Annotated in this window: 17 protein-coding genes; 11 read left to right on the forward strand and 6 right to left on the reverse strand. The window is 77.0% G+C overall.

All coding sequences use genetic code 11. The annotated features are described in order from the left end of the window. Window positions 1-30: 30 nt before the first annotated feature. Window positions 31-1,671 (reverse strand): amidohydrolase, encoded by a 1,641-nt coding sequence (locus tag D0Z06_RS07790; RefSeq protein ID WP_117376807.1) that lies wholly within the window; start codon window positions 1,669-1,671, stop codon window positions 31-33. A 31-nt stretch (window positions 1,672-1,702) separates the two neighbouring features. Beyond that, window positions 1,703-2,398 carry an IclR family transcriptional regulator gene (locus tag D0Z06_RS07795; protein ID WP_117376937.1) on the reverse strand — a complete coding sequence of 232 codons (696 nt, stop codon included), beginning with the start codon at window positions 2,396-2,398 and terminating at the stop codon, window positions 1,703-1,705. Window positions 2,399-2,568: 170 nt separating this feature from the next. Here D0Z06_RS07795 and D0Z06_RS07800 point away from each other — a divergent pair, with 170 nt between their 5' ends. The 5 genes from D0Z06_RS07800 to D0Z06_RS07820 all read left to right on the forward strand — a co-directional run bounded on the left by D0Z06_RS07800 (window position 2,569) and on the right by D0Z06_RS07820 (window position 9,035). Further along, window positions 2,569-5,304: a LuxR C-terminal-related transcriptional regulator gene (locus D0Z06_RS07800; protein WP_117376808.1), complete on the forward strand. Its 2,736-nt coding sequence runs from the start codon at window positions 2,569-2,571 to the stop codon at window positions 5,302-5,304. Window positions 5,305-5,421: 117 nt separating this feature from the next. After that, complete coding sequence (locus tag D0Z06_RS07805) at window positions 5,422-6,297, forward strand: YhjD/YihY/BrkB family envelope integrity protein (protein WP_117376809.1); 876 nt, start codon at window positions 5,422-5,424, stop codon at window positions 6,295-6,297. A 55-nt stretch (window positions 6,298-6,352) separates the two neighbouring features. After that, a complete protein-coding gene (locus D0Z06_RS07810) occupies window positions 6,353-7,702 on the forward strand; it encodes a cation:proton antiporter domain-containing protein (RefSeq protein WP_117376810.1) in 1,350 nt (449 codons plus the stop codon). After that, window positions 7,699-8,469 carry a hypothetical protein gene (locus D0Z06_RS07815; RefSeq protein ID WP_117376811.1) on the forward strand — a complete coding sequence of 257 codons (771 nt, stop codon included), beginning with the start codon at window positions 7,699-7,701 and terminating at the stop codon, window positions 8,467-8,469. The genes D0Z06_RS07810 and D0Z06_RS07815 overlap by 4 nt, the downstream gene beginning before the upstream one ends. A 188-nt stretch (window positions 8,470-8,657) precedes the next feature. Further along, a complete protein-coding gene (locus D0Z06_RS07820; protein ID WP_147331997.1) occupies window positions 8,658-9,035 on the forward strand; it encodes a hypothetical protein in 378 nt (125 codons plus the stop codon). 63 nt (window positions 9,036-9,098) lie between these two features. On the opposite strand, the gene D0Z06_RS07825 is transcribed toward D0Z06_RS07820, so the two are convergent. Further along, window positions 9,099-11,447 (reverse strand): arylsulfatase, encoded by a 2,349-nt coding sequence (locus D0Z06_RS07825; RefSeq protein WP_117376813.1) that lies wholly within the window; start codon window positions 11,445-11,447, stop codon window positions 9,099-9,101. A gap of 267 nt (window positions 11,448-11,714) precedes the next feature. Here D0Z06_RS07825 and D0Z06_RS07830 point away from each other — a divergent pair, with 267 nt between their 5' ends. After that, entirely contained in the window at window positions 11,715-11,951 is a 237-nt protein-coding gene (locus tag D0Z06_RS07830; RefSeq protein ID WP_117376814.1) for a hypothetical protein, read from the forward strand. A 42-nt stretch (window positions 11,952-11,993) separates the two neighbouring features. After that, a complete protein-coding gene (locus D0Z06_RS07835) occupies window positions 11,994-12,539 on the forward strand; it encodes a hypothetical protein (protein WP_117376815.1) in 546 nt (181 codons plus the stop codon). On the opposite strand, the gene D0Z06_RS07840 is transcribed toward D0Z06_RS07835, so the two are convergent. Both D0Z06_RS07840 and D0Z06_RS26895 read right to left on the reverse strand, forming a co-directional pair. Continuing rightward, window positions 12,509-13,015, reverse strand: a complete 507-nt coding sequence (locus tag D0Z06_RS07840) for an RDD family protein (protein WP_199522196.1) — start codon at window positions 13,013-13,015, stop codon at window positions 12,509-12,511. The genes D0Z06_RS07835 and D0Z06_RS07840 overlap by 31 nt on opposite strands. Further along, entirely contained in the window at window positions 13,012-14,010 is a 999-nt protein-coding gene (locus tag D0Z06_RS26895) for a hypothetical protein (protein ID WP_147331998.1), read from the reverse strand. Before D0Z06_RS26895 ends, D0Z06_RS07840 begins: the two co-directional genes overlap by 4 nt. Before the next feature lie 429 nt (window positions 14,011-14,439). Here D0Z06_RS26895 and D0Z06_RS07850 point away from each other — a divergent pair, with 429 nt between their 5' ends. The 4 genes from D0Z06_RS07850 to D0Z06_RS07865 all read left to right on the forward strand — a co-directional run bounded on the left by D0Z06_RS07850 (window position 14,440) and on the right by D0Z06_RS07865 (window position 17,149). Continuing rightward, the gene (locus D0Z06_RS07850) at window positions 14,440-14,847 is read left to right on the forward strand and encodes an SHOCT domain-containing protein (RefSeq protein WP_117376817.1); all 408 of its coding nucleotides are present in this window, start codon (window positions 14,440-14,442) and stop codon (window positions 14,845-14,847) included. A gap of 48 nt (window positions 14,848-14,895) precedes the next feature. Continuing rightward, window positions 14,896-15,183, forward strand: coding sequence for an amphi-Trp domain-containing protein (locus D0Z06_RS07855; RefSeq protein WP_117376818.1), 288 nt, complete (start codon window positions 14,896-14,898; stop codon window positions 15,181-15,183). Beyond that, a complete protein-coding gene (locus D0Z06_RS07860) occupies window positions 15,180-15,617 on the forward strand; it encodes a DUF7144 family membrane protein (protein WP_117376819.1) in 438 nt (145 codons plus the stop codon). The genes D0Z06_RS07855 and D0Z06_RS07860 overlap by 4 nt, the downstream gene beginning before the upstream one ends. Window positions 15,618-15,784: 167 nt before the next feature. Beyond that, window positions 15,785-17,149: a diacylglycerol/lipid kinase family protein gene (locus D0Z06_RS07865; RefSeq protein ID WP_117376820.1), complete on the forward strand. Its 1,365-nt coding sequence runs from the start codon at window positions 15,785-15,787 to the stop codon at window positions 17,147-17,149. Here D0Z06_RS07865 and D0Z06_RS07870 read toward each other — a convergent pair. Beyond that, the gene (locus tag D0Z06_RS07870) at window positions 17,115-19,061 is read right to left on the reverse strand and encodes a glycoside hydrolase family 15 protein (RefSeq protein WP_199522197.1); all 1,947 of its coding nucleotides are present in this window, start codon (window positions 19,059-19,061) and stop codon (window positions 17,115-17,117) included. The two genes, D0Z06_RS07865 and D0Z06_RS07870, sit on opposite strands and share 35 nt — an antisense overlap. Window positions 19,062-19,097: the final 36 nt, after the last annotated feature.

The following is a 19,097-nucleotide window of genomic DNA, read 5'->3' on the forward strand; positions in this document are numbered from 1 at the left end:
CCACGCGGTGCGCGGCCCGGGGCGGGTCGCTCAGGAGACGGCGAGGTCGTCCGCGCCGTGCTCGGGGACCCCGCCCACCACCGTGGCGACGACCGGGACCCGGTCGATCGCGGCGGGGTCGACGGCGAGGAGGTCCTCGCCCAGCACCACGAGGTCGGCGAGCAGCCCCCGGGCGAGGCGGCCCTTCTCGTGCTCGGCGTGGTCGGCGTACGCCGAGCCGTACGTGTAGGCCCGCAGCGCCTGCGCGACGGTGAGCGACTCCTCCGGGGTGAACGGGACCCCGGCGGCGGTGCGGCGGTTGACCAGGTCGTGGATGCCCAGCAGCGGCGCGCCCTCGACCACGGGGCAGTCCGAGCTGCCGGGGAGCTCGATGCCGGCGTCGAGGAAGCTCTTCTGCCGGTAGCACAGCCGGGCTCGCTCCGGCCCGAGCGCGGCGAGCATCCCGTCGCCGATCTCGCCGAGGAAGCGGCCCTGGGGCACCGGGACGACGCCGAGCGCGGCCAGCCGGGCGACCTGGGCGTCGCTCGCCACGCCGGCGTGCTCCACCCGGTGCCGGGGGTCGGGCCGGGGGAAGCGGCGCTGGGCGTCCTCGTAGGCGTCGAGCACCACGTCGAGCGCGGCGTCGCCGATGGCGTGGGTGGCCACCTGCCAGCCGTGGGCGTGCGCGGCCACGATCCGCCGGTGCAGCTCCCCGGCGTCCTCGAGCAGGAAACCGGAGCTGTCGGGCCGGTCGGCGTACGGGCAGCACATGGCCGCCGTCCGCCCGATCAGCGAGCCGTCGGAGAAGACCTTCGTCGCCCCGATGCGGACCCACTCGTCGCCCAGCCCGGTGCGCACGCCCAGGTCCAGGCCGAACCAGGGCCGGCCCGGCTCCACCTCCCCGGCCTCGTGCAGGGCGTCGGCGCCGGGCATGAGGGTCGCCCGCACCCGCAGCAGGCCGCGCTCGCGGGCGGTCAGGAAGGCGGCCAGGTCCGCGGTGCTGTTGGCGACCAGCCCGGCCGCGATGCCCGGCTCGGTGATGCTCGTAATGCCCTCGGAGAGCGCGACGTCGACGGCCAGCCCGATCCCGCGCACCCAGTCCTCGAACGGCTCGGGACGCAGCACGGCGAAGGCCAGCTGCTGGGCCCGCTCGGCCAGCAGCCCCTCGGGGCGGCCGTCGGCGTCGCGCGCGACGTGCCCGCCCGGCACGTCCGGCACCGCGTCCAGGTCGGCGAACCCGGCGCGGCGGAAGCCCTCCGTGCTGAGCACGCCCATGTGGCCGGAGCTGTGCTGCAGCCAGACCGGCCGCCCGCCGGCCGCCCGGTCCAGCGCCACCCGGGTGGGGTGCCCGCCCAGCCGGTTCTGGTCGTAGCCGTGCCCCAGCACCCAGGCGTCCCCGGCCAGCCCGGAGGCCCGCTCGGCCACCCGCCGGTACAGCTCGTCGAGGTCGCCGACGCGCAGGTCGACCTGGCGCAGCCGCTGGCCGCGCATGCTCAGGTGGTGGTGCGCGTCGTGGAAGCCGGGCACCACCGGGGCGCCGCGCAGGTCGACCACCGTCGCGGCCGTGCAGCCGTCGAGGTCGTCGTCGAGCCCGGCCACCCGGCCCCCGAGCACGCCCAGCCGCCGGGCCCGGGGCCGGGCGGGGTCGCCGGTGGTGATGTCCCCGTCGACGTAGAGCACGTCCAGCCGCACGGTCGTCCCTCCTCGCGCGTCGGCCGGGCGCTCAGCGCAGCCCGGCGGTGACCCGGGCGGCGGCCTCGGCCACCGCCCGGCCGGTGCGGTCGGTGTCCACCGTCGCGTCGACGTAGACCACGGCGAGGGCACCCCGGGCGCCGCCGTCCGGGCCGAGCACGGGGGCGGCCACCGACCGCATGCCGGGGATCACCTCGCCGTGGGAGGTCGCCCACCCGGTGCGCCGGGCCTCGGCGAGCTCCGGCCGGTCCCCGGGCGCGGGGGGCTCGGGCATGAGCAGGGCCAGGCCGGGGGCGCCGCGGCCCACCGGGTGGCGGGTGCCGGGCCGGTACACCACGTGCGCGGTGGTGTCCTGCGGCTCCACGGTGGTCACGGTGACGGCGTCCCCGCCCGCGCGGACCACCAGGAAGGCCGTCATGCCCAGCTCGGCCACCAGCGCGTGCAGCCGCGGCAGGGCCGCCGCCTGCAGCCCCGACCGCACCCCGCGGGCCAGGACCGCGACGCCCAGGCCGAGCCAGTAGTGCCCGGCGTCGTCGCGCTCCACCAGGTCGTGGTCCTCCAGCGTCCGCAGCAGCCGGTAGGCGATCGAGCGGTGCAGCGACAGCGCCGCGGCGATCTCGGCGACCGGCTGCGGCCGGCCGACGGCGGCCAGGTGCTCGAGCACCCGGATGCCGCGGTCGAGCGTCTGCGACTGCGGGGCGCCCACCGCCCCCGCGTCTGCCGCCATCACGCCGTCCCTCCCCGAGACCCGCTGCCCGCCCGAGCCTACGAGAACCCCGGGCGCGGACCGGGGCACGCCGCCGCACCCGCGTGACGAGCCGGTACCGGAACAGCCCGGTCACCCGGATGGCGGGCAATCCTGTTGAGGGCCGCTCCTGTCGCGCGCCAGGATGCCGCATGGCCGTGGGGGAAGCACGCCCGCCGTCCGTGCCCCTGCCCAAGATCCAGGTGCCGCGGATCGCCCTGGCCGTGCTCGACCGGCCGAGGCTGCTGGCGGCGCTCGGCTGGTCCACCGACGACCCGGCCGCCGTCCCCACCGGGGAGGCCGGCGAGGTGGTCGAGGTGTCCGCCCCGGCGGGCTACGGCAAGACCACCCTGCTCGCCGCGCACGCGCAGGCACTGCGCGCCCGGCAGCGACCGGTCGGCTGGGTGACGTGCGACCGGTTCGACGCCGACCCGGTGCAGCTGTGGGCGGCGGTCCTCGCGACGCTCTCGGTGGGCCTCGTCCGCTCCACGGCGGACCCGGCCGCGGCCCGGGCGCTCGGGGGCCTGAGCCCGCCCCGGACGCTGGACCCGGCGTTCCTGGCCGAGTTCGCCGAGGCCGTGGACGCGGTGGGGGAGCCGGTCACGCTGGTCCTCGACGACGTCCACGTGCTCACCGGGGAGACGGTCCGCGACGACCTCGCCGAGCTGGTGCGCAACCTCCCCGAGCAGCTGCGCCTGGTGCTCGGCAGCCGGCACCGGCCCGGGCCCCTGCTGCACCGGGTCCGCCTCGCCGGGCGCCTGCGGGAGATCGGCGCCGCGGACCTCGCCTTCACCCGCGAGGAGATCGGCCGGCTGCTCCGGGACCAGCAGGTCGAGCTGGGCGGGGCGGACCTGGACACGCTGTGGCGCCGCACGGAGGGCTGGCCGGCCGCCGTGCGCCTGGCCGGGCTGGCCCTGGCCGTCGAGCCGGACCCGGCCGGGTTCGTGGCGCGCTTCGCCGGGGACGACCGCGCGATCGCCGACTACCTCGTGTCGGAGATCCTCTCCCGCCAGCCCGAGCACGTGCAGCGGTTCCTGCTCGACACCTGCGTGGCCGAGGAGCTCACCGTCGAGCTGGCCGCGGCGCTGTCGGGGCGGGCCGACGCCGGTGCGCTGCTCGACGGCCTCGAGCGGGCGAACGCGCTGGTGAACCGGCTCGGCCGGCTGGGGACCTGGTACCGGTACCACGCCCTGCTGCGCACGTTCCTGCTCGGCGAGCTGCGCAGCCGGGACCTCGGGGCGGCCCGGGAGCGGCACGCCCGGGCCGCGCGGTGGTTCGCCGACGCCGGGCGGCCCGGCCCGGCGCTCGAGCACGCGGTGGCCGCCGCCGACGACGTCACCGCGCGGGACCTGCTCGCCGGCCACGGCCTCACCCTCCTGCTGTCGGGTCAGGCCCAGCTCATCGCACGGGTGCTGGCGACGGCACCGCCCGCCGTGCTGGACGACCCGGACGTGGCGCTGCTCGGCGCCATCGCCGCGCTGCAGTCGGGCGACGTGGCGTCCGCCGACCGGACGCTGGCCCGGTTCCGGACGCTGCCAGCGGGAACGGGGGACCGGACCCGCCGGCTGCGGGACAGCGCGCTGCTCTACCGCGCGCGGCTGCGCGCCGACCTCGACGTCCTGGGCGACGCGCGCGTGCGGGCCGGCCCGTCGGCCACCGACGGCGGCGACATCGACGCGGACCTGCTCTTCCTGCTCAACCGCGCCACCCTGCGGGTGCCGGCCGGTGACGAGCCCGGCGCGATGGCCGATGCCCTGGCCGCGCTCGAGCTGGGCCGGCGGTACGGGCGGGACCACGTCACCCTGGACTGCCTGAACCTGCTCTCCGGGATCTGCACCGGTGCCGGGGACCTGCCGGCCGCCCGCCGGTGGGCGCAGGAGGCGATCGCGTTCGCCGGCGAGCGCGGGTGGGGGTCCTCGGCCCGGCTGGCCTACTCGCACGTCATCCTGGCGTGGGCGGCCTACCAGGAGCTCGACCTCGAGACGGCGTCCCGCGAGGCACCGGTGGCCGTGGCCCTGCTCCAGCACGCGGTCGAGCCCGAGATCGACGGGGCGGCGCGCTCCGGGGAGGCGATCATCGCCTTCGACCGCCCGCCTGAGCGGCGCGCGGCGCTGCGCCGGCTCCGGCAGCTGTGGGACCACCTGCCCGGGGCGCACCCGTCCCCGCACCTGACCGCCTTCGCCGCGCTGGCCGAGGTGCACATGAGCCTGGCCCTCGGCGAGCGGGCCCGGGCCGGTGAGGTGGTCGCGCGGGTGGCCCGCCTGCTGGGCGGCACCGGCGACGCCGACGTGCTCCGGGCGCTCCCGCTCCTGGAGCGCAGCCGGTACGAGCAGGCGCGGGCGGCGGTGGCGCCGGCGCTCTCCGGGGCGCGGGCGACGACCGTGACCACCGTCGAGGTGACCGCCTGGTTGGTCGAGGCGGTGGCGACCGCGCACGCGGGCATGTCGGAGGCGGCGCACCGGGCGGTGCTGCGCGCGCTCGCGATCGCCGGCCCGCGCCGGGTCATGCGACCGTTCTACGACCTCGGCCCCCGGCTGCGGGAGCTGCTGCTGGCCACGATCGGGCGCGCGGGACCCGCCGAGCCGTTCCTGGCCGAGCTGCTCGGGGCGTGGGCGGCCGCCCGGCGGTGGCAGGACCGGGTGCAGGGAACGGCACCGTCGGCGGGGGAGGGTGCCCGCGACGGCCGGGGGTTGCGCAGCCCGCTCACCGCACGGGAGGTCGAGCTGCTGCACGACCTGCCCTCGATGCTGACCGTGGAGGAGATCGCCGCCCAGCACGTGGTCAGCGTGAACACGGTGAAGACCCACCTGCGGTCGCTCTACCGCAAGCTCGGGGTGACCACCCGGCGCGACGCCGTCGCCGCGGCGCGGCGGATGTACCTCGCCTGACCGCCGCCGGCCCGCGCGGCCGCGGGTCCCGGCTCACCCCGCCCGGATGAGGCCCCACCGGCGGGGCGGGGGAGAGGCTGGCAGGGTCCCGCGGCGAGGACAGGGAGCACGCATGGGGTGGCACGGGCCCCGGGGGCGCAGGTGCTGACCACCTCGCGGGCCCGCGGCGTGGAACGTCGGCTGGGGGCGACCTTCCCCGGCCGCTGCCTGGCCTCCTTCGTGGCCCTCCAGGGGGCCGACCGGGCCATGGCCATCGCCGCGCAGACGCTGACGGCGCTGGTCCCGCTGCTGCTGCTGATCGGCGTGCTCGCACCGGCCGACGGCCGCGCGGCGTTCTCGACCTTCCTCGTCGACCGCTTCCGGCTCACGGGGACGACCGCGCAGGTCGTCGCCCACCTCTTCGCCCGCCCTCCCGACGGCTCCATCGGCGTGCTGAGCGCCCTCCTGCTGGTCTTCTCGGGCGTCACGCTCAGCCGCCGGCTGCAGCGGATGTACCTGCACGCCTGGCGGCTGGAGCCGGTCCGCGGGATCGCGGCCTCCCGGGACGCCGCGCTGGGGCTGGCCGTGCTGCTGGCCGCGGTCAGCCTGCTCGCCCTGGCCCGGTCCCTGGTCGCCGAGCTACCGCTGCACGAGGTGCTGGGCTGGGCGCTCTCCGTGGCGACCGGCCTCGTGCTGTGGACGACGGTCCCCTGGCTGCTGCTGGGCCGGCGGCTGGCCTGGGGCCGGCTGCTGCCCGCCGGCGCGCTCGCCGCGGCCTGCTGCGGTGGGTACGCCATCGCCTCGGCGGTCTACATGCCCCGGCTGATCGAGAGCTACAGCCGCCGGTACGGCATGTTCGGGGTGACCCTGGCGCTCGTCGGGTGGCTGCTGTGCATCGCGGTCATCGTCGTCGCCACCACCGTCGTCGCCGCCGAGTGGGACCGGTCCCCGCCGTCGTGGGCGCGGCGGCCGCGGACGGCGCCGGGCCCCGACGCCGGGGCCGGCAGCGGGTGAGGGCCAACGCGGGGACACGGGCGGCCGACCGGGTGCGGCCGGGGAGGAGGGCGCCGTGGACGACGCGGTGGTGGCCGTCGTCGCGGCGGCGGTCTTCGCGTGGGGGGTGCTCTCGGCGCGGCTGGAACGGGCCGACCTGACGGCGCCGATCGTCTTCCTGGGCCTCGGGGCGCTCCTGGCCGCCGCGGGGGTGGCCGACGGCGCCACCGATCCCGGCGTCCTCCGGTCGCTGGCCGAGGTCACGCTCGTCTGGGTGCTGTTCTCCGACGCGGCGCGGGTCCGCCCCCAGGACCTGCGCGAGGACTCCGGTCGCTACCTGCGGCTGCTCCTGGTCGGGCTGCCCCTGACCGTCGGCGCGGGTTGGGCGACGGCCGCCTGGATCCTGCCCGGGGTCGACGTGTGGCTGGCGCTGCTGGTCGCCGCGGCGCTCGCGCCGACCGACGCCGCGCTGGGCCTGCCGGTGGTCTCCGACCCGGCCGTCCCCGCCCGGGTCCGCCGGATGATCACCGTGGAGAGCGGGCTCAACGACGGCATCGCGACCCCGGTCGTCATGTTCGCCCTCGCCGGGGCCGCCTCGGCGGAGGGGCTGGCCGGGGCGCCGGGGCTGCCCGAGGCGCTGCTGGAGCTCGCGGTCGGCGCGGCCACCGGTGCCGGGCTGGGCGCCGCCGGCGGCGCCCTCCTGCGGCAGGCCCGGCGGCACGGCTGGGCCGAGGAGGGCTTCGCGGGCATCGCCGTCCTCGCCCTGGCCCTCGCCGCGTACGCCGGTGCGCTGGTCGTCGACGGCAACGGGTTCGTCGCGGCCTTCTGCGGCGGGCTGGCCTTCGGTGCGACCGCCGGCCGGCGCGGCCCCGCCGAGCTGGAGTTCACCGAGCAGGCGTCGGGCCTGGTCTCGCTGCTCGTCTGGCTCGTGTTCGGGGCGGTCGCCGTCCCGGTGGTCGTGGACGCCGCGTCGCCCGCCGCGGTGGTGTACGCGCTGGCCAGCCTGACGGTCCTGCGGCTGGTCCCGGTCGCGCTGGCGCTGCTCGGGTCGGGTCTCGACCGCGCGACGGTGCTCTTCGTCGGCTGGTTCGGCCCGCGCGGCCTGGCCTCCGTGGTCTTCGCGCTCATCGCCCTCGAGGAGCTCGGCGCCGGCGCGGAGGCGGCGACGGTGGTCATCGCGCTGACCGTGGTGCTCAGCGTGCTGGCCCACGGCGCCACGGCCGGGCCGCTGGCCGCCCGATACGGCGCCCGGCCGCACCCCGCGCCGGCGGAGGGGCGGCCGGGACGGGGTGCGGCCGACCTGCCCCTGCGGGGACTCCACCCGCGGTCCTCGTCGCGCCCGGTCACCCGCTCCGAGGGAGGGCGGGTGCCCGGACCACCCTCATCCTGGGGACGGCGAGCGCGCCGCGGCGGAGGTGGGCGATGACGCAGGCGAGGGACGACGGCGGTCAGGGGCCGGGCCCCGGCGGTGCCCCGGGCCCGATGAGCACGGCGACCCCGGCGGCCCCGCCCCCCCGGCCGGACGCCGATCGCGGCACGGGGGGCGCCGCCGGGGCGGCGCCGGCCGCGGACCGCGGCACCGCCCGCCGGTCGACGATGGAGCTGGTCGCGGTCGTCGTCCTGGCGACCACCACCATCCTCACCGCCTGGTCGGCCTTCCAGTCCAGCAAGTGGGGCGGGGCCATGTCGATCGCCTTCAGCGAGGCGTCGTCGTCGCGGATCGAGGCCGCCCGCCTGGACGGCGCCGCGAACGTGCGGACCTCCAACCACATCGCGCTGTTCACCCAGTGGGCCGCCGCCGTGGGGGCCCAGGACGCGCAGCTCGCCGACTTCCTCGTCGCGCGGTTCCCCGAGCCGCTGGCGACCGCGCACGCGGACTGGCTGGCCACCACCCCGCCCGGCGTCGTCCCCGCGGGCTCGCCGTTCGACATGCCGTCCTACGTCCTGCCCGAGCGGGTCGAGGCCCAGGCGGCGGACGCGCGGGCCGCCGGACGCTTCGGGGCCGCCCTGGCCAACAACCAGCGCGGCGACAACTACACGATCCTGACCGTGCTGTTCGCCACCGTCCTCTTCTTCACGGCGATGTCCACCAAGGTGCAGGCGCTGCGGTCGCAGCAGGCGCTGCTCGGCGCGGCCGTCGTGCTCGGCCTGGTCGGCGTCGGCTTCCTCATCGGCTTCCCGAAGCTGGTGTGACGGGTGGACGGCCGGACCGTCGACGTCCGCGCCGACCACCCGGTCACCCGGTCGCCCGCCCCCGACCCCGCGGCCGGGGGCGCCCCCGCGGGGTGAGCAGCCGGTGCGTTTGGCCGCCGGGCCGCGGGGAACGACCCGGGGCAGGTGCCGAGCCACGGGCGGCCGTCGCGGTGGAGCAGGAGGACGCCGTGGCCGAGAACAGCCCCGACCTGCCCGGCCCGGGCCGGCCGGCCCTCCCGCCGCAGCCGGCCGTCGTCGAGTCGGTGCGGGCGGCGCTCGCGCCCTACCCGTGGCGAGGGCTCACCGGCCCCGTCGTCGCTGCCCTGGCCGTGGCGGCGGCCGACGTGGCCCGCGGAGCGGGAGCCGTCGGCCCGCCCGGTGACCCGCTCCTGCGCCGCGACCCCCGGGTCGGCGCGCTGGTCGCTGCCCTCGGTCCGGACCCGGGGTGGCGCCGGCTCACCGTGGAGGAGTTCTCGCGGCGCCTCGCCGAGGCCCTGGCCGGGGTCGAGGAGCGGGCCCTGTGGCTGGACGTCGAACTCGGGTGGCTGCTCGACCGGCCCGCGTGAGCCGCCGTCGTCGCGGGTGGGCCGGTCGTCACCGGCGGGCCCTCCTCACTGGCGGGCCCCTCCTCACTGGCGGGCCATGGCCAGCCGCATCTCGCTCTCGCCGTCGGTGATCAGGTCGCCGGAGAGGTCCACGGTGACGGTGTGCAGGACCCCGGTGAAGCGGAACGGGGCCCGGTAGTCCGGGCAGACCGGGGAGCCGGGGTCCGCCCCGCAGGTGAGGTTGCCCGGGTTGATGACGATGGGCACGGTGACGGGCAGCTCCTCGTCGGCCACCAGCTCGCCGTCGACGTAGAGCTGGCCCCGCCCGGGCGCACCCCGCCCCTGAAGCAGGTCCGGAGCCCCCGTCGGCTCGAACTCGAAGCGCAGCAGGTGGCGGCCGGCCGGCACCTGCCCGGGTGCCGCCACCCGGAAGAGGGCCCGGGAGACGTAGTTGTGCGCGTAGTGCAACCGGCCGTCCAGGACGTAGAAGGACCAGCCGCCGACGGCGGTGCCCTGGGCCAGGAGCACGCCCTCGTCCCCCTCGGCGATCTCGACGTCGGCGGTGATGCTGTGCGGGCGGTTGAGCACGCGCGGGCCGGCGAAGAAGGGCACGGAGGACGTGCCGGGGCGCAGGACGTAGGCGTCCCGCGGCTCGGCGACCTGCGGGCGCTCGACCATGAGCCGCTGGGCGCCGCTGCCGTCGATGGGCAGGACGCCGTACCTGCCCGCCTCGACGTACCACTGGGCGATCAGCTCGATGAGCTTGTCGCGGTGCAGGTCGGCCAGGTCGTGGTTCTCGGTGGGGTCCTCGGCGACGTGGTAGAGCTCCCAGTGGTGGGCGTCCAGGTCGGCCAGGTCCGCCGCCGAGACGGGGACGCCGAACGGCTTGCCGGCCTCGCTGAACGAGGGGCCCGGCCAGGGGCAGACCGCCCGCCAGCCGTCGGAGTCGATGGCCCGGTGGCCGAGCATCTCGTAGTACTGGGTGCGGTGCCGGGTCGGGGCGTCCGGGGCGTCGAACGTGTAGGCGAGGCTGGTGCCGTGCAGGGGTGACTGGGTCACCCCGCGGATGGACCGCGGCGGCTCGACGCCGAGCACCTCCAGCACGGTGGGGACGAGGTCGATGATGTGCGCGAACTGCTGCCGCACCTCGCCCCGGGCCGCGATGCCGCGGGGCCAGTGGACCAGGAACGGGTCGCTGACCCCGCCGCGGTAGGTCTCCCGCTTCCAGCGCCGGAACGGGGTGTTCCCGGCCCACGTCCAGCCCCAGGCGTAGTGGTTGAACGTGGTCGGGCCGCCGAGCTCGTCGAGGTGGGTGAGGACGTCGGCCAGCGGCTCGGGGGCGTTGTTGAAGAACTGCATCTCGTTGGGCGTGCCGGTCGGGCCGCCCTCGGCGCTGGCCCCGTTGTCCGAGACGACCACGACGAGGGTGTTGTCGAGCTCGTCGATCTCCCGGAGGAAGTCCAGCAGACGGCCGATGTGGTGGTCGGTGTGCGAGAGGAAACCGGCGAACACCTCCATCATGCGGGCGTACAGCCGCCGGGTCTCCGGGGTGAGGGCGTCCCAGTCCGGCACGTCCGGGTCCCGCCGGGAGAGCTCGGCCCCCGGCGGCACGATGCCCAGTTCCTTCTGCCGGGCGAAGGTCCGCTCGCGGTAGGCGTCCCAGCCGTCGTCGAAGGCGCCGGCGTAGCGGTCGGCCCACTCCTTGGGCACGTGGTGCGGCGCGTGCGTCGCCCCGGGGCAGAAGTGCAGGTAGAAGGGCTTGTGCGGGGCCACCTGCTTGGCGTCGCCGATGAAGCGGATCGCCATGTCGGCCAGGTCCTCGGTGAGGTGGTACCCCTCCTCCGGGCTCCGGGGCGCCTCGACCTGGTGGTTGTCGTACACCAGGTCGGGGTGCCACTGGCTGGTGTCGCCACCGAGGAAGCCGTAGAAGCGCTCGAAGCCGCGTCCCAGGGGCCAGCGGTCGAACGGCCCGGCGGCCGACTCCTGCTCCGACGGCATGAGGTGGTACTTGCCGACCAGGTAGGTGCTGTAGCCGTGCTGCAGCAGCATCTCCGAGAGGAAGCCGTTCTCGAACGGGATGTTGCCGTTGTAGCCGGGGTAGCCGGTGGCGATCTCGTTGATCGCCGCCATCGCGTTCGCGTGGTGGTTCCGGCCGGTGACGATGCACGAGCGCGACGGGGAGCACAGCGCCGTCGTGTGCATGTTGCTGTACAGCAGGCCGCCGGCGGCCAGGGCGTCGAGGTGCGGCGTCGCGATCGGGCTGCCGTAGCAGCCCAGCTGCCCGTAGCCGGTGTCGTCCAGCACGACGACCAGCACGTTGGGGGCGCCCGGGACGGCGCGGACCGGCCGCGGCCAGGCGGGCTCGGAGACGTCGGTCGTGCGGCCGATGGTGCCGGGGAAGGCCGTCCCCGGTTCGTACTCGTGCACCGCCATGGGACGCCTCCTCGGGGTCGGGGGCCCAGGACATCGGTGCCGGGGGTCGCCGCCATCCCCCGCCGCGGGTGATCCCGGTGCCCACCTGCCGGTCCGCCCCGCCCCGCGGGCGGGTGGCCACCTCATCCGGTGCGGACGAGGCCGGCCCGCAGCGCCGGGTGGAGGCTCGGTGGCGAGCGCCCGTCCGGGGACCGCCGGCACCCGGGAGGGCGGCACGGCCGGACCCGGTCCGGCTGCTCGACCTTCCGCACCAGAGGAGCCGCGGCCATGGGCCCTTCCGTCTACGAGTTGCGCGTCCGCGGACCGGTACCCCCCGCCCTGCTCGTCGAGATCGGTGCCGCCGGGGTCTCCGAGGAGCCACCGGTCACCGTCCTGCGCACCGACCCGACGGACCAGTCCGGGCTGCACGGCCTCCTGCAGCGGTTGCAGTCCCTGGGCCTGGACCTGATCGAGGTGCGCAGCGGACCCGTGGAGGTCGACGAGCAGCCGGTGGACGGGACGTGAGCGCCACCGGGTGGCCGGGGGAGCGCGGAGGGGGGCTGCGCGGTGCCCTGGGCGGTTGAGCTCCTCGCGGGCGCGGCCGTGGTGGTCACCGTGCTTGGGACGGTCGCCCTGCGGGTCCGGCTCGGCACGACCCGGGACCCGCGGTGGTTCCGCTGCCGCCTGGCCGCGACGCCGCGGCGGGGCCGGCGGGCGCGGGGCGGCCGGCGGGCCTGGGGGCGCACCGCGCGGGCCACCTGGCGGCGCGACGTCCTCCTGGTGCGCTCCGGCGTGCTGCAGCTCCGGACCGCGTCGTACCGGGTCCGCACCCCGGCGGCGGGTCCCCGGCCGGTGCCGGCTCGCGACGTCCGCCGGCTCGGCGACCGACCGCTGGTCCTGCCCCTGGTCCTGACCACCGGGAAGCGGGTGGAGCTGGCCGCGCCGGCGGAGAGCCGCGACCTCCTCGTCGGCCCGTTCCTGGTCCTGGCCGTGGAGGACCTGCCCCCCGCCCCGCGGGGTGGGCTGCCGTCCGCGGGGGGTGGGGCGGGGCGGCCGCACCGGGAGGAGCCGCCCGCCGGTGGTCAGCGCGCGCCGGGCGGCGACCAGTCGTAGACCACCGCCGTGCCCAGGACGACGTCCTGCACGGACCGGCGGGACGGGCTGACGGCGACCCACAGCAGGCCGACGGGGAACGCCACGCACAGCGCCGCGCGCAGCGTGGCCAGGGCCCAGCCCAGGGGCCTGCCGGAGGCGGACACCGGGCGCACCCCGAGGACGCGGGCGCCCCAGGTGCGGCCACCGGTCCAGGCGACGGTGAAGTAGGCGGCCGTGACGACGGCCCCGCACGTCAGGAGCAGGGACAGCGGCGGGGCCGGGAAGCGGAACGCGCGCGGGGCCAGCAGGAAGGCCGACACGGTGACCGCGGCGTACCCGGCGGCCAGCACGGCGAGCACCACCCCGACGTCCAGCACGTTGGCCAGGGCCCGGGTGACCAGGCCGGCCCGGCGGCCCTGGACGGCCGGCCGCCGCGGCACGGGCGGGGGCGGCAGGGTGCGCCAGGGCGGGGGCCGGCCGTCGGCGCGGGTCACCGGGGGCTCCCCGTGCCGTCGCCGCGGGCGCGCCGCCCGGAACGGCGCAGCAGGCGGTCGACCACCCGGTCCACCGCCTGGTCGGCGTCGGCGCCCCGGCTGCGGACGCCGGAGACGACCTCCGTCGTGAGCGTCCCCGTCGAGCTGCGGATGAGGTCGGGCAGGTCGATCGCGTCGACCACGTACCGGGCGAGCGCCACCACGTCGACCCGTTCGATGACCGCGTCGAGGTCGAGGCGGTCGGCCACCCGGTCCACGTCCAGCCGGTCGGCCACCCGGTCCAGGTCGACCCGGTCGACGACGGCGTCGAGGTCGAGGCGCGCGGCGACGCGGTCCACGTCCAGCCGGTCGGCCACCCGGTCCAGGTCGACCCGGTCGACGACGGCGTCGAGGTCGAGGCGCGCGGCGACGCGGTCCACGTCCAGCCGGTCGGCCACCCGGTCCAGGTCGACCCGGTCGACGACGGCGTCGAGGTCGAGGCGCGCGGCGACGCGGTCCACGTCCAGCCGGTCGGCCACCCGGTCCAGGTCGACCCGGTCGGCCACCCGGTCCAGGTCGACCCGGTCGACGACGGCGTCGAGGTCGACCCGGTCGACGGCGCCCTGCAGGTCGACGAGGGCGACCACGCGGTCGAGGTCGACGAAGCGGGCGAGCAGGTCCGGGACGTCCACGCGGGCCAGGGCGGCCCGGGCCACCGCCGGGACGGCCGCGTCGGTGAGCGCACCCAGCCGGCGGGTGAGCAGGTGCCGCTCGGTCAGCCCCCGTGCCCGGAGCGCCGCTCGTGCCCGCCGCAGGGCCCGCCGGCCCGGGGCCGGGGCGGGTAGCCGGTGCGCCGCGGCGCGGGACACCCGGGCGGCCGTCCGCGCGGCGGCCAGGCCGAGCACCGCCGCGCCGAGCACGACGTCGAGGACGCCGAGGACGTCGTCGGCCGTCGGCGCCGGCCCCCGGTGGCCGGTGCCCGGCACGGTGCGGACCGGCCCGCGGGCGCTGCCCACCGGGACGGAGGCGGGCCGCGGCACCGGGAGGGCGGCGGTGACGGGCGTACCCGGAGCACCCGGGGTACCGGTGTCGGAGGCCATGGGACCGGGCGGGTCAGGCCGGGGCGGGCCGCAGTCGGGACCCGCCCCCCTGCCCGGGGACCGCGGCCCGCCCCGGCCCCTGGGGGGCGCCGGCCACCCCCGGCTCGTCCCGGAGCGGGTGGTGGGCCCCAGCGACCAGCGTCATGGCGGTCCTCCGGTCCGGGACGAGGGGTCGTCCGAGCATGGGCGCCCGCGGGGTGCCGGTCCTCATCCCGCGGGGGTGAGCGGGCCCCCGCCGGGTGGCCCGGGCCACCGCTGCGACGGCGGATTCACCCCTGCCGGACGAGGAAGGGACCAGCGGTCCGGCCGCACGCTCGGTGCCGACACCGCCCGAGGAGGCCTGCAATGGACTACCCGCTGCTGGAAGTCATCTGGTCGATGATCGTGTTCTTCTCCTGGATCCTGTGGATCTGGTTGCTGATCGTCGTCTACACGGACGTGTTCCGCCGCCGGGACATCGGCGCCGGGGCCAAGACCGGGTGGGTCCTGCTCACCCTGTTCCTCCCGTTCATCGGCGTCTTCGCCTACCTGGTGACCCAGGGCCGGGGGATGGGCGAGCGCGCCGAGGAGCAGGCCCGCCGGCACCAGGCGGCCATGGACGACTACATCCGGTCGGTCGCCGCGGGCTCGTCGGGGGGCTCGGCAGCCGGGGCCAACGGCGTGGACCAGCTGGCCCGTGCCAAGCAGCTGCTGGACAGCGGGGCCCTCACCGAGAGCGAGTTCGAGCAGATGAAGCGCAAGGTGCTCGTCTGACCGCCGGTACGGGCCAGGACGCGTAACAGGACGCGGAGGAGGTCGGGCATGTCCGACGTCAAGGTGGAGCGGGAGGTCACGCTGTCCCGCCAGGAGGCCGCCCGCTGGTTCGCCGAGCTGGCCAAGGCCCTCGAGGGGACGGGGAAGGTGACGCTGCCCTCCGGACCGGGGGACGGCGGCGGGACGACCGTCGAGCTCCGGGTCCCCGACGAGGTGCGCGCCGAGGCGGAGATCGAGGTCGACGGCGACGAGGTGGAGATCGAGATCGAGCTCAGCTGGTCGACCGGGCACGCCCGCCGGCCCGCATCGGGAGCACGGTCCGGTGGGTCGACGTGACCGGCACGTCGCAGCGCCGGGAGCCGCCGCCCTACGACCAGCCCCCCACCAGCGCCTGGACCGGCTGGGTGGTCTTCGGCGGGGTGGTGCTCGTCGTGATGGGCCTGATCCACGTCGTCCAGGGGCTCGTCGCCCTGCTCGACGACGAGTACTACCTAGTCACCGCCGAGGGCCTCGTGGTCAACGTCGACTACACGACCTGGGGCTGGGTCCACCTCGGGTTCGGCGTCATCGGGGGGCTCGTGGGGCTCGGCCTCCTGGCCGGCAACCTCGCCGCACGGATCGCCGGCGTGGTCATCGCCGGGCTCAGCATCCTGGTGAGCATCGCCTTCTCCCCGGCCTACCCGATCTGGGCACTGATCGTCATCACCCTCGACGTGCTGGTCATCTACGCGATCGTCGTGCACGGCCGCGAGTTGCAGTCGACCTACTGACCGAGCACGTCGCAGGCCGGAGGGGCCCGTACGACGCGTCGTGCGGGCCCCTCCGCACGCGCCGTGCCGTCATCGGGGCCGTCATCCGGGCGGGGGGATGACGGGCGGCGCCGCCACCGCCGAACCTGCGGGGGCGGCGCGCCCCGGGCCGGGAGAGGTGGAGTGGGATGACGGAGCAGCTGGACCCCGCGGTCTTCCCCGCCGGTCACGAGCCTCGGGTGGGCCGCGCCGAACGCTGGCTGGCCCGGCTGTCGTTCCTCTGCGCGCTGGGGGCCGCAGCCGTCCTGGTCGTCACCGGGCTGACCGACCCCCTGGCGCTGGGCGTCGCGGTGCTGGCCGGCGCCGTGCTGCTCGCCGCCCTCTGGGTGCTGCTGAGCACCCGGGGCGTGCGGCGCTGGGTCGCCGGGGCGGTCGCGGTCGCCGCACCGGTGGTCGCCGTCCTCGTCGGCGCCGCGCTCGGGGTCCTGTGGCAGGTCGTCGCCGTCGCCGTCCTGGCGGCCGCGGGGTCCGCGGCCGCCCGCGCCGCCCTCGGCCGGGCCCGCCCACCGGACCGGGTGCCCGAGCGGGACACGCCGCCCCCGGCGAACCCCTTCCTGATCATGAACCCGCGGTCCGGCGGCGGGAAGGTGGGCCGGTTCCGGCTCGACGAGCGGGCCGCGGACCTCGGGGCGCGGGTGGCGCTGCTGGACGGCCCGGGCGAGGTGGACGTCGCGGCGCTCGCCCGGCGGGCGGTGGCCGAGGGGGCCGACCTGCTCGGCGTCGCCGGCGGCGACGGGACCCAGGCGCTGGTCGCCGGCGTCGCCGCCGAGCACGGCCTGCCGTTCCTCGTGATCTCCGCGGGAACCCGCAACCACCTCGCGATGGACCTCGGCCTCGACCGCGAGCGGCCGGATCGCGGCCTGCACGCGCTCGACGACGGCGTCGAGCTCACGCTCGACCTCGGCGACATCGGCGGCCGGACCTTCGTCAACAACGCCTCGTTCGGGGCCTACGCGGAGGTGGTGCAGAGCCCCGCCTACCGCGACGACAAGGTCGGCACCACCCTTCAGCTCCTCCCGGACCTGCTCGCCGCCCGGCGCGGACCCCGGCTGCGCGTGCACGTCGACGGCGAGCTCACCCTCGAGGCCCCCACGGCCCTCCTCGTCAGCAACAACCCCTACGGCGCCGGCGACCACGCGGGGCTCGGCCGCAGGCCCCGGCTGGACACCGGCCGGCTCGGCGTCGTCGCGGTCACCGTGTGGAGCGCGGCGCAGGCGGCCGGCCTGCTGCGGGGCAGGCACAGCACGGGGCTGCGCAGCCTGATCGCGACCGAGGTCGTCGTGGACGCCGACGTCCCGGAGATCCCGGTGGGGGTGGACGGCGAGGCGCTGCTGCTGCCCACCCCCGTCCGGTGCACGATCCGGCCCGGCGCCCTGCGGGTCCGGGTGCCGCGCGAGCGGCCCGGTGTGCCCCCCGCGCGGCCCCAGATCGACCGGGCGCTGCTGCGCCGTCAGGCGCTCACGGTCGGGCGGCTGGCGCGGGCGGAACGCTGACCGCGGGTGCCACCGTGCCCGGCCGGGGGAACGGGAGCGCGGGCGCGCTGTCGGCCGTGACCGGGGGCGTCCAGGGGGAGCCGGGCAGCGCGGCGTCCAGGGTGATCGCGGCGTCGATCAGCGAGAGGTGGGTGAACGCCTGCGGGAAGTTGCCGATCTGCTCGCCGGTCAGCGCGATCTCCTCGGAGTACAACCCGACGTGGTTGGCGTAGGTCAGCATCTTCTCGAACGCCCGACGGGCCTCGTCGACGCGGCCGGCCCGGGTGAGCGCGTCCACCCAGGCGAAGCTGCACAGCGAGAAGGTGCCCTCGTCCCCCTGCAGCCCGTCGGGGGAGGCCGCCGGGTCGTAGCGGTAGACCAGGCTGTCGGTGACCAGCTCCTCGTCCATCGCCTTCAGCGTGGTCAGCCACATCGGGTCACGGGGCGAGACGAAGCCGACGGTCGGCATCCGCAGCAGCGACGAGTCGAGCACGTCGGTCGCGTAGTGCTGGACGAAGGCCTGCCGGCGGGGGGAGAACCCGCGCTCGATGACCTGCCGGTAGATCGCGTCGCGCTGATCGGTCCAGCGGGCCAGCGGCGCCGGGCGGCCGTACTCGGTGGCCAGCCGGATGCCGCGGTCGAGGGCGACCCAGCACATCACCCGGCCGTAGGTGAACGGCTGCCGGCCGCCGCGGGTCTCCCAGATGCCCTCCTCGGGCTGGTCCCAGTGGTCGGCCACCCAGTCCAGCACCTCGCAGATCGCCGTCCAGCCGCGGTACGGGAGCTCCGCCACGCCCCGGCTGAGCGCGTAGAGGCTGTCCGCCGCCTCGCCGTAGATGTCGAGCTGCAGCTGCTCGGCCGCGCCGTTGCCGATCCGGACCGGCGCCGACCCCCGGTAGCCCGACCAGTGCTCGAGCGCCTCCTCGCGCAGGTCCGAGGACCCGTCGATCCGGTACATGATGTTGAGCGGGCCACCCTCGCCGCCGGCGTGCTCGCGCACCCGGTCGCCGAGCCACCGGCCGAACTGCGCCGCCTCGGCGTGCATCCCGAGCTTGAGCAGGGCGTGCACCGAGAACGAGGCGTCCCGGACCCAGGTGTAGCGGTAGTCCCAGTTCCGCTCGCCGCCGACCTGCTCGGGCAGCGCGGCGGTCGGGGCCGCGACCAGCCCGCCGGTGGGGGCGTAGGTCATCAGCTTCAGGGTGATGGCCGAGCGCTCGACGGTCTCCCGCCACCGGCCGCGGTAGGTCGACCCGGCCAGCCACCTCCGCCAGTAGTCCTCCGTGCGGTCGAGCAGCTCCTGGATCTCCGCGCGGCGCAGCTCGCGGGGCGGGCCGTCGGCGGCCGACTCGAGCACCACGCCGCGGACCTGGCCGGCGACCAGGTCCAGGGTGGCGTGCAGGTCGCCGTCCTCGACACGCAGCCGGGTCACCCGCTCGTCGTCCGGCTCGCGGACCACGTGCAGGGTGAGCGCCAGGTCGTCGGTGCGGAAGACGGCCCCGCCGGAGCCGATCTCGGTCTCGTGCCGCCGCCGCCCGTAGTCGAACCGGGGCGCGACCTCCACCTCGAAGCTCATCCGGCCGCGGACGCACTGCACCAGCCGCACGAGGCGGTGGCGGGCGGTCGCCGCGCCGTCGGCCGGGGGCATGAAGTCCACGACCTGGCCCAGGCCCTCGGCGGTGAAGAACCGGGTGACGAGGACGGCGGTGTCGGGCAGGTACACCTGCTTGGTGGTCCAGCCCTCGCCGGCCGGGCGGATGCGGAACCGCCCGCCGCGGGCGTCGTCGAGCAGGGCACCGAACACGCTCGGCGAGTCGAACCGGGGCAGGCACAACCAGTCCACCGACCCGTCGGTGGTGACCAGCGCGGCGGTCTGCAGGTCCCCGATGATCCCGTGGTCGGCGATCGCGGTCTCGGGCACGGCGGCGTGGGGCATGGCGTCCTCCGGGATCCTCGGGCGGCCCGGCAGGGC

It is taken from the genome of Geodermatophilus marinus (genome assembly GCF_003428645.1).
Classification (GTDB): Bacteria; Actinomycetota; Actinomycetes; order Mycobacteriales; family Geodermatophilaceae; genus Geodermatophilus.

Excerpts from the sequence above, each read along its gene's own strand:
- D0Z06_RS07815 (WP_117376811.1), top strand. The coding sequence starts at position 7,699 with ATGACGCAGGCGAGGGACGACGGCGGTCAGGGGCCGGGCCCCGGCGGT.
- D0Z06_RS07825 (WP_117376813.1), bottom strand. The coding sequence starts at position 11,447 with ATGGCGGTGCACGAGTACGAACCGGGGACGGCCTTCCCCGGCACCATC.
- D0Z06_RS07850 (WP_117376817.1), top strand. The coding sequence starts at position 14,440 with ATGGACTACCCGCTGCTGGAAGTCATCTGGTCGATGATCGTGTTCTTC.
- D0Z06_RS07870 (WP_199522197.1), bottom strand. The coding sequence starts at position 19,061 with ATGCCCCACGCCGCCGTGCCCGAGACCGCGATCGCCGACCACGGGATC.
- D0Z06_RS07795 (WP_117376937.1), bottom strand. The coding sequence starts at position 2,398 with ATGGCGGCAGACGCGGGGGCGGTGGGCGCCCCGCAGTCGCAGACGCTC.
- D0Z06_RS07855 (WP_117376818.1), top strand. The coding sequence starts at position 14,896 with ATGTCCGACGTCAAGGTGGAGCGGGAGGTCACGCTGTCCCGCCAGGAG.
- D0Z06_RS07830 (WP_117376814.1), top strand. The coding sequence starts at position 11,715 with ATGGGCCCTTCCGTCTACGAGTTGCGCGTCCGCGGACCGGTACCCCCC.
- D0Z06_RS07800 (WP_117376808.1), top strand. The coding sequence starts at position 2,569 with ATGGCCGTGGGGGAAGCACGCCCGCCGTCCGTGCCCCTGCCCAAGATC.
- D0Z06_RS07865 (WP_117376820.1), top strand. The coding sequence starts at position 15,785 with ATGACGGAGCAGCTGGACCCCGCGGTCTTCCCCGCCGGTCACGAGCCT.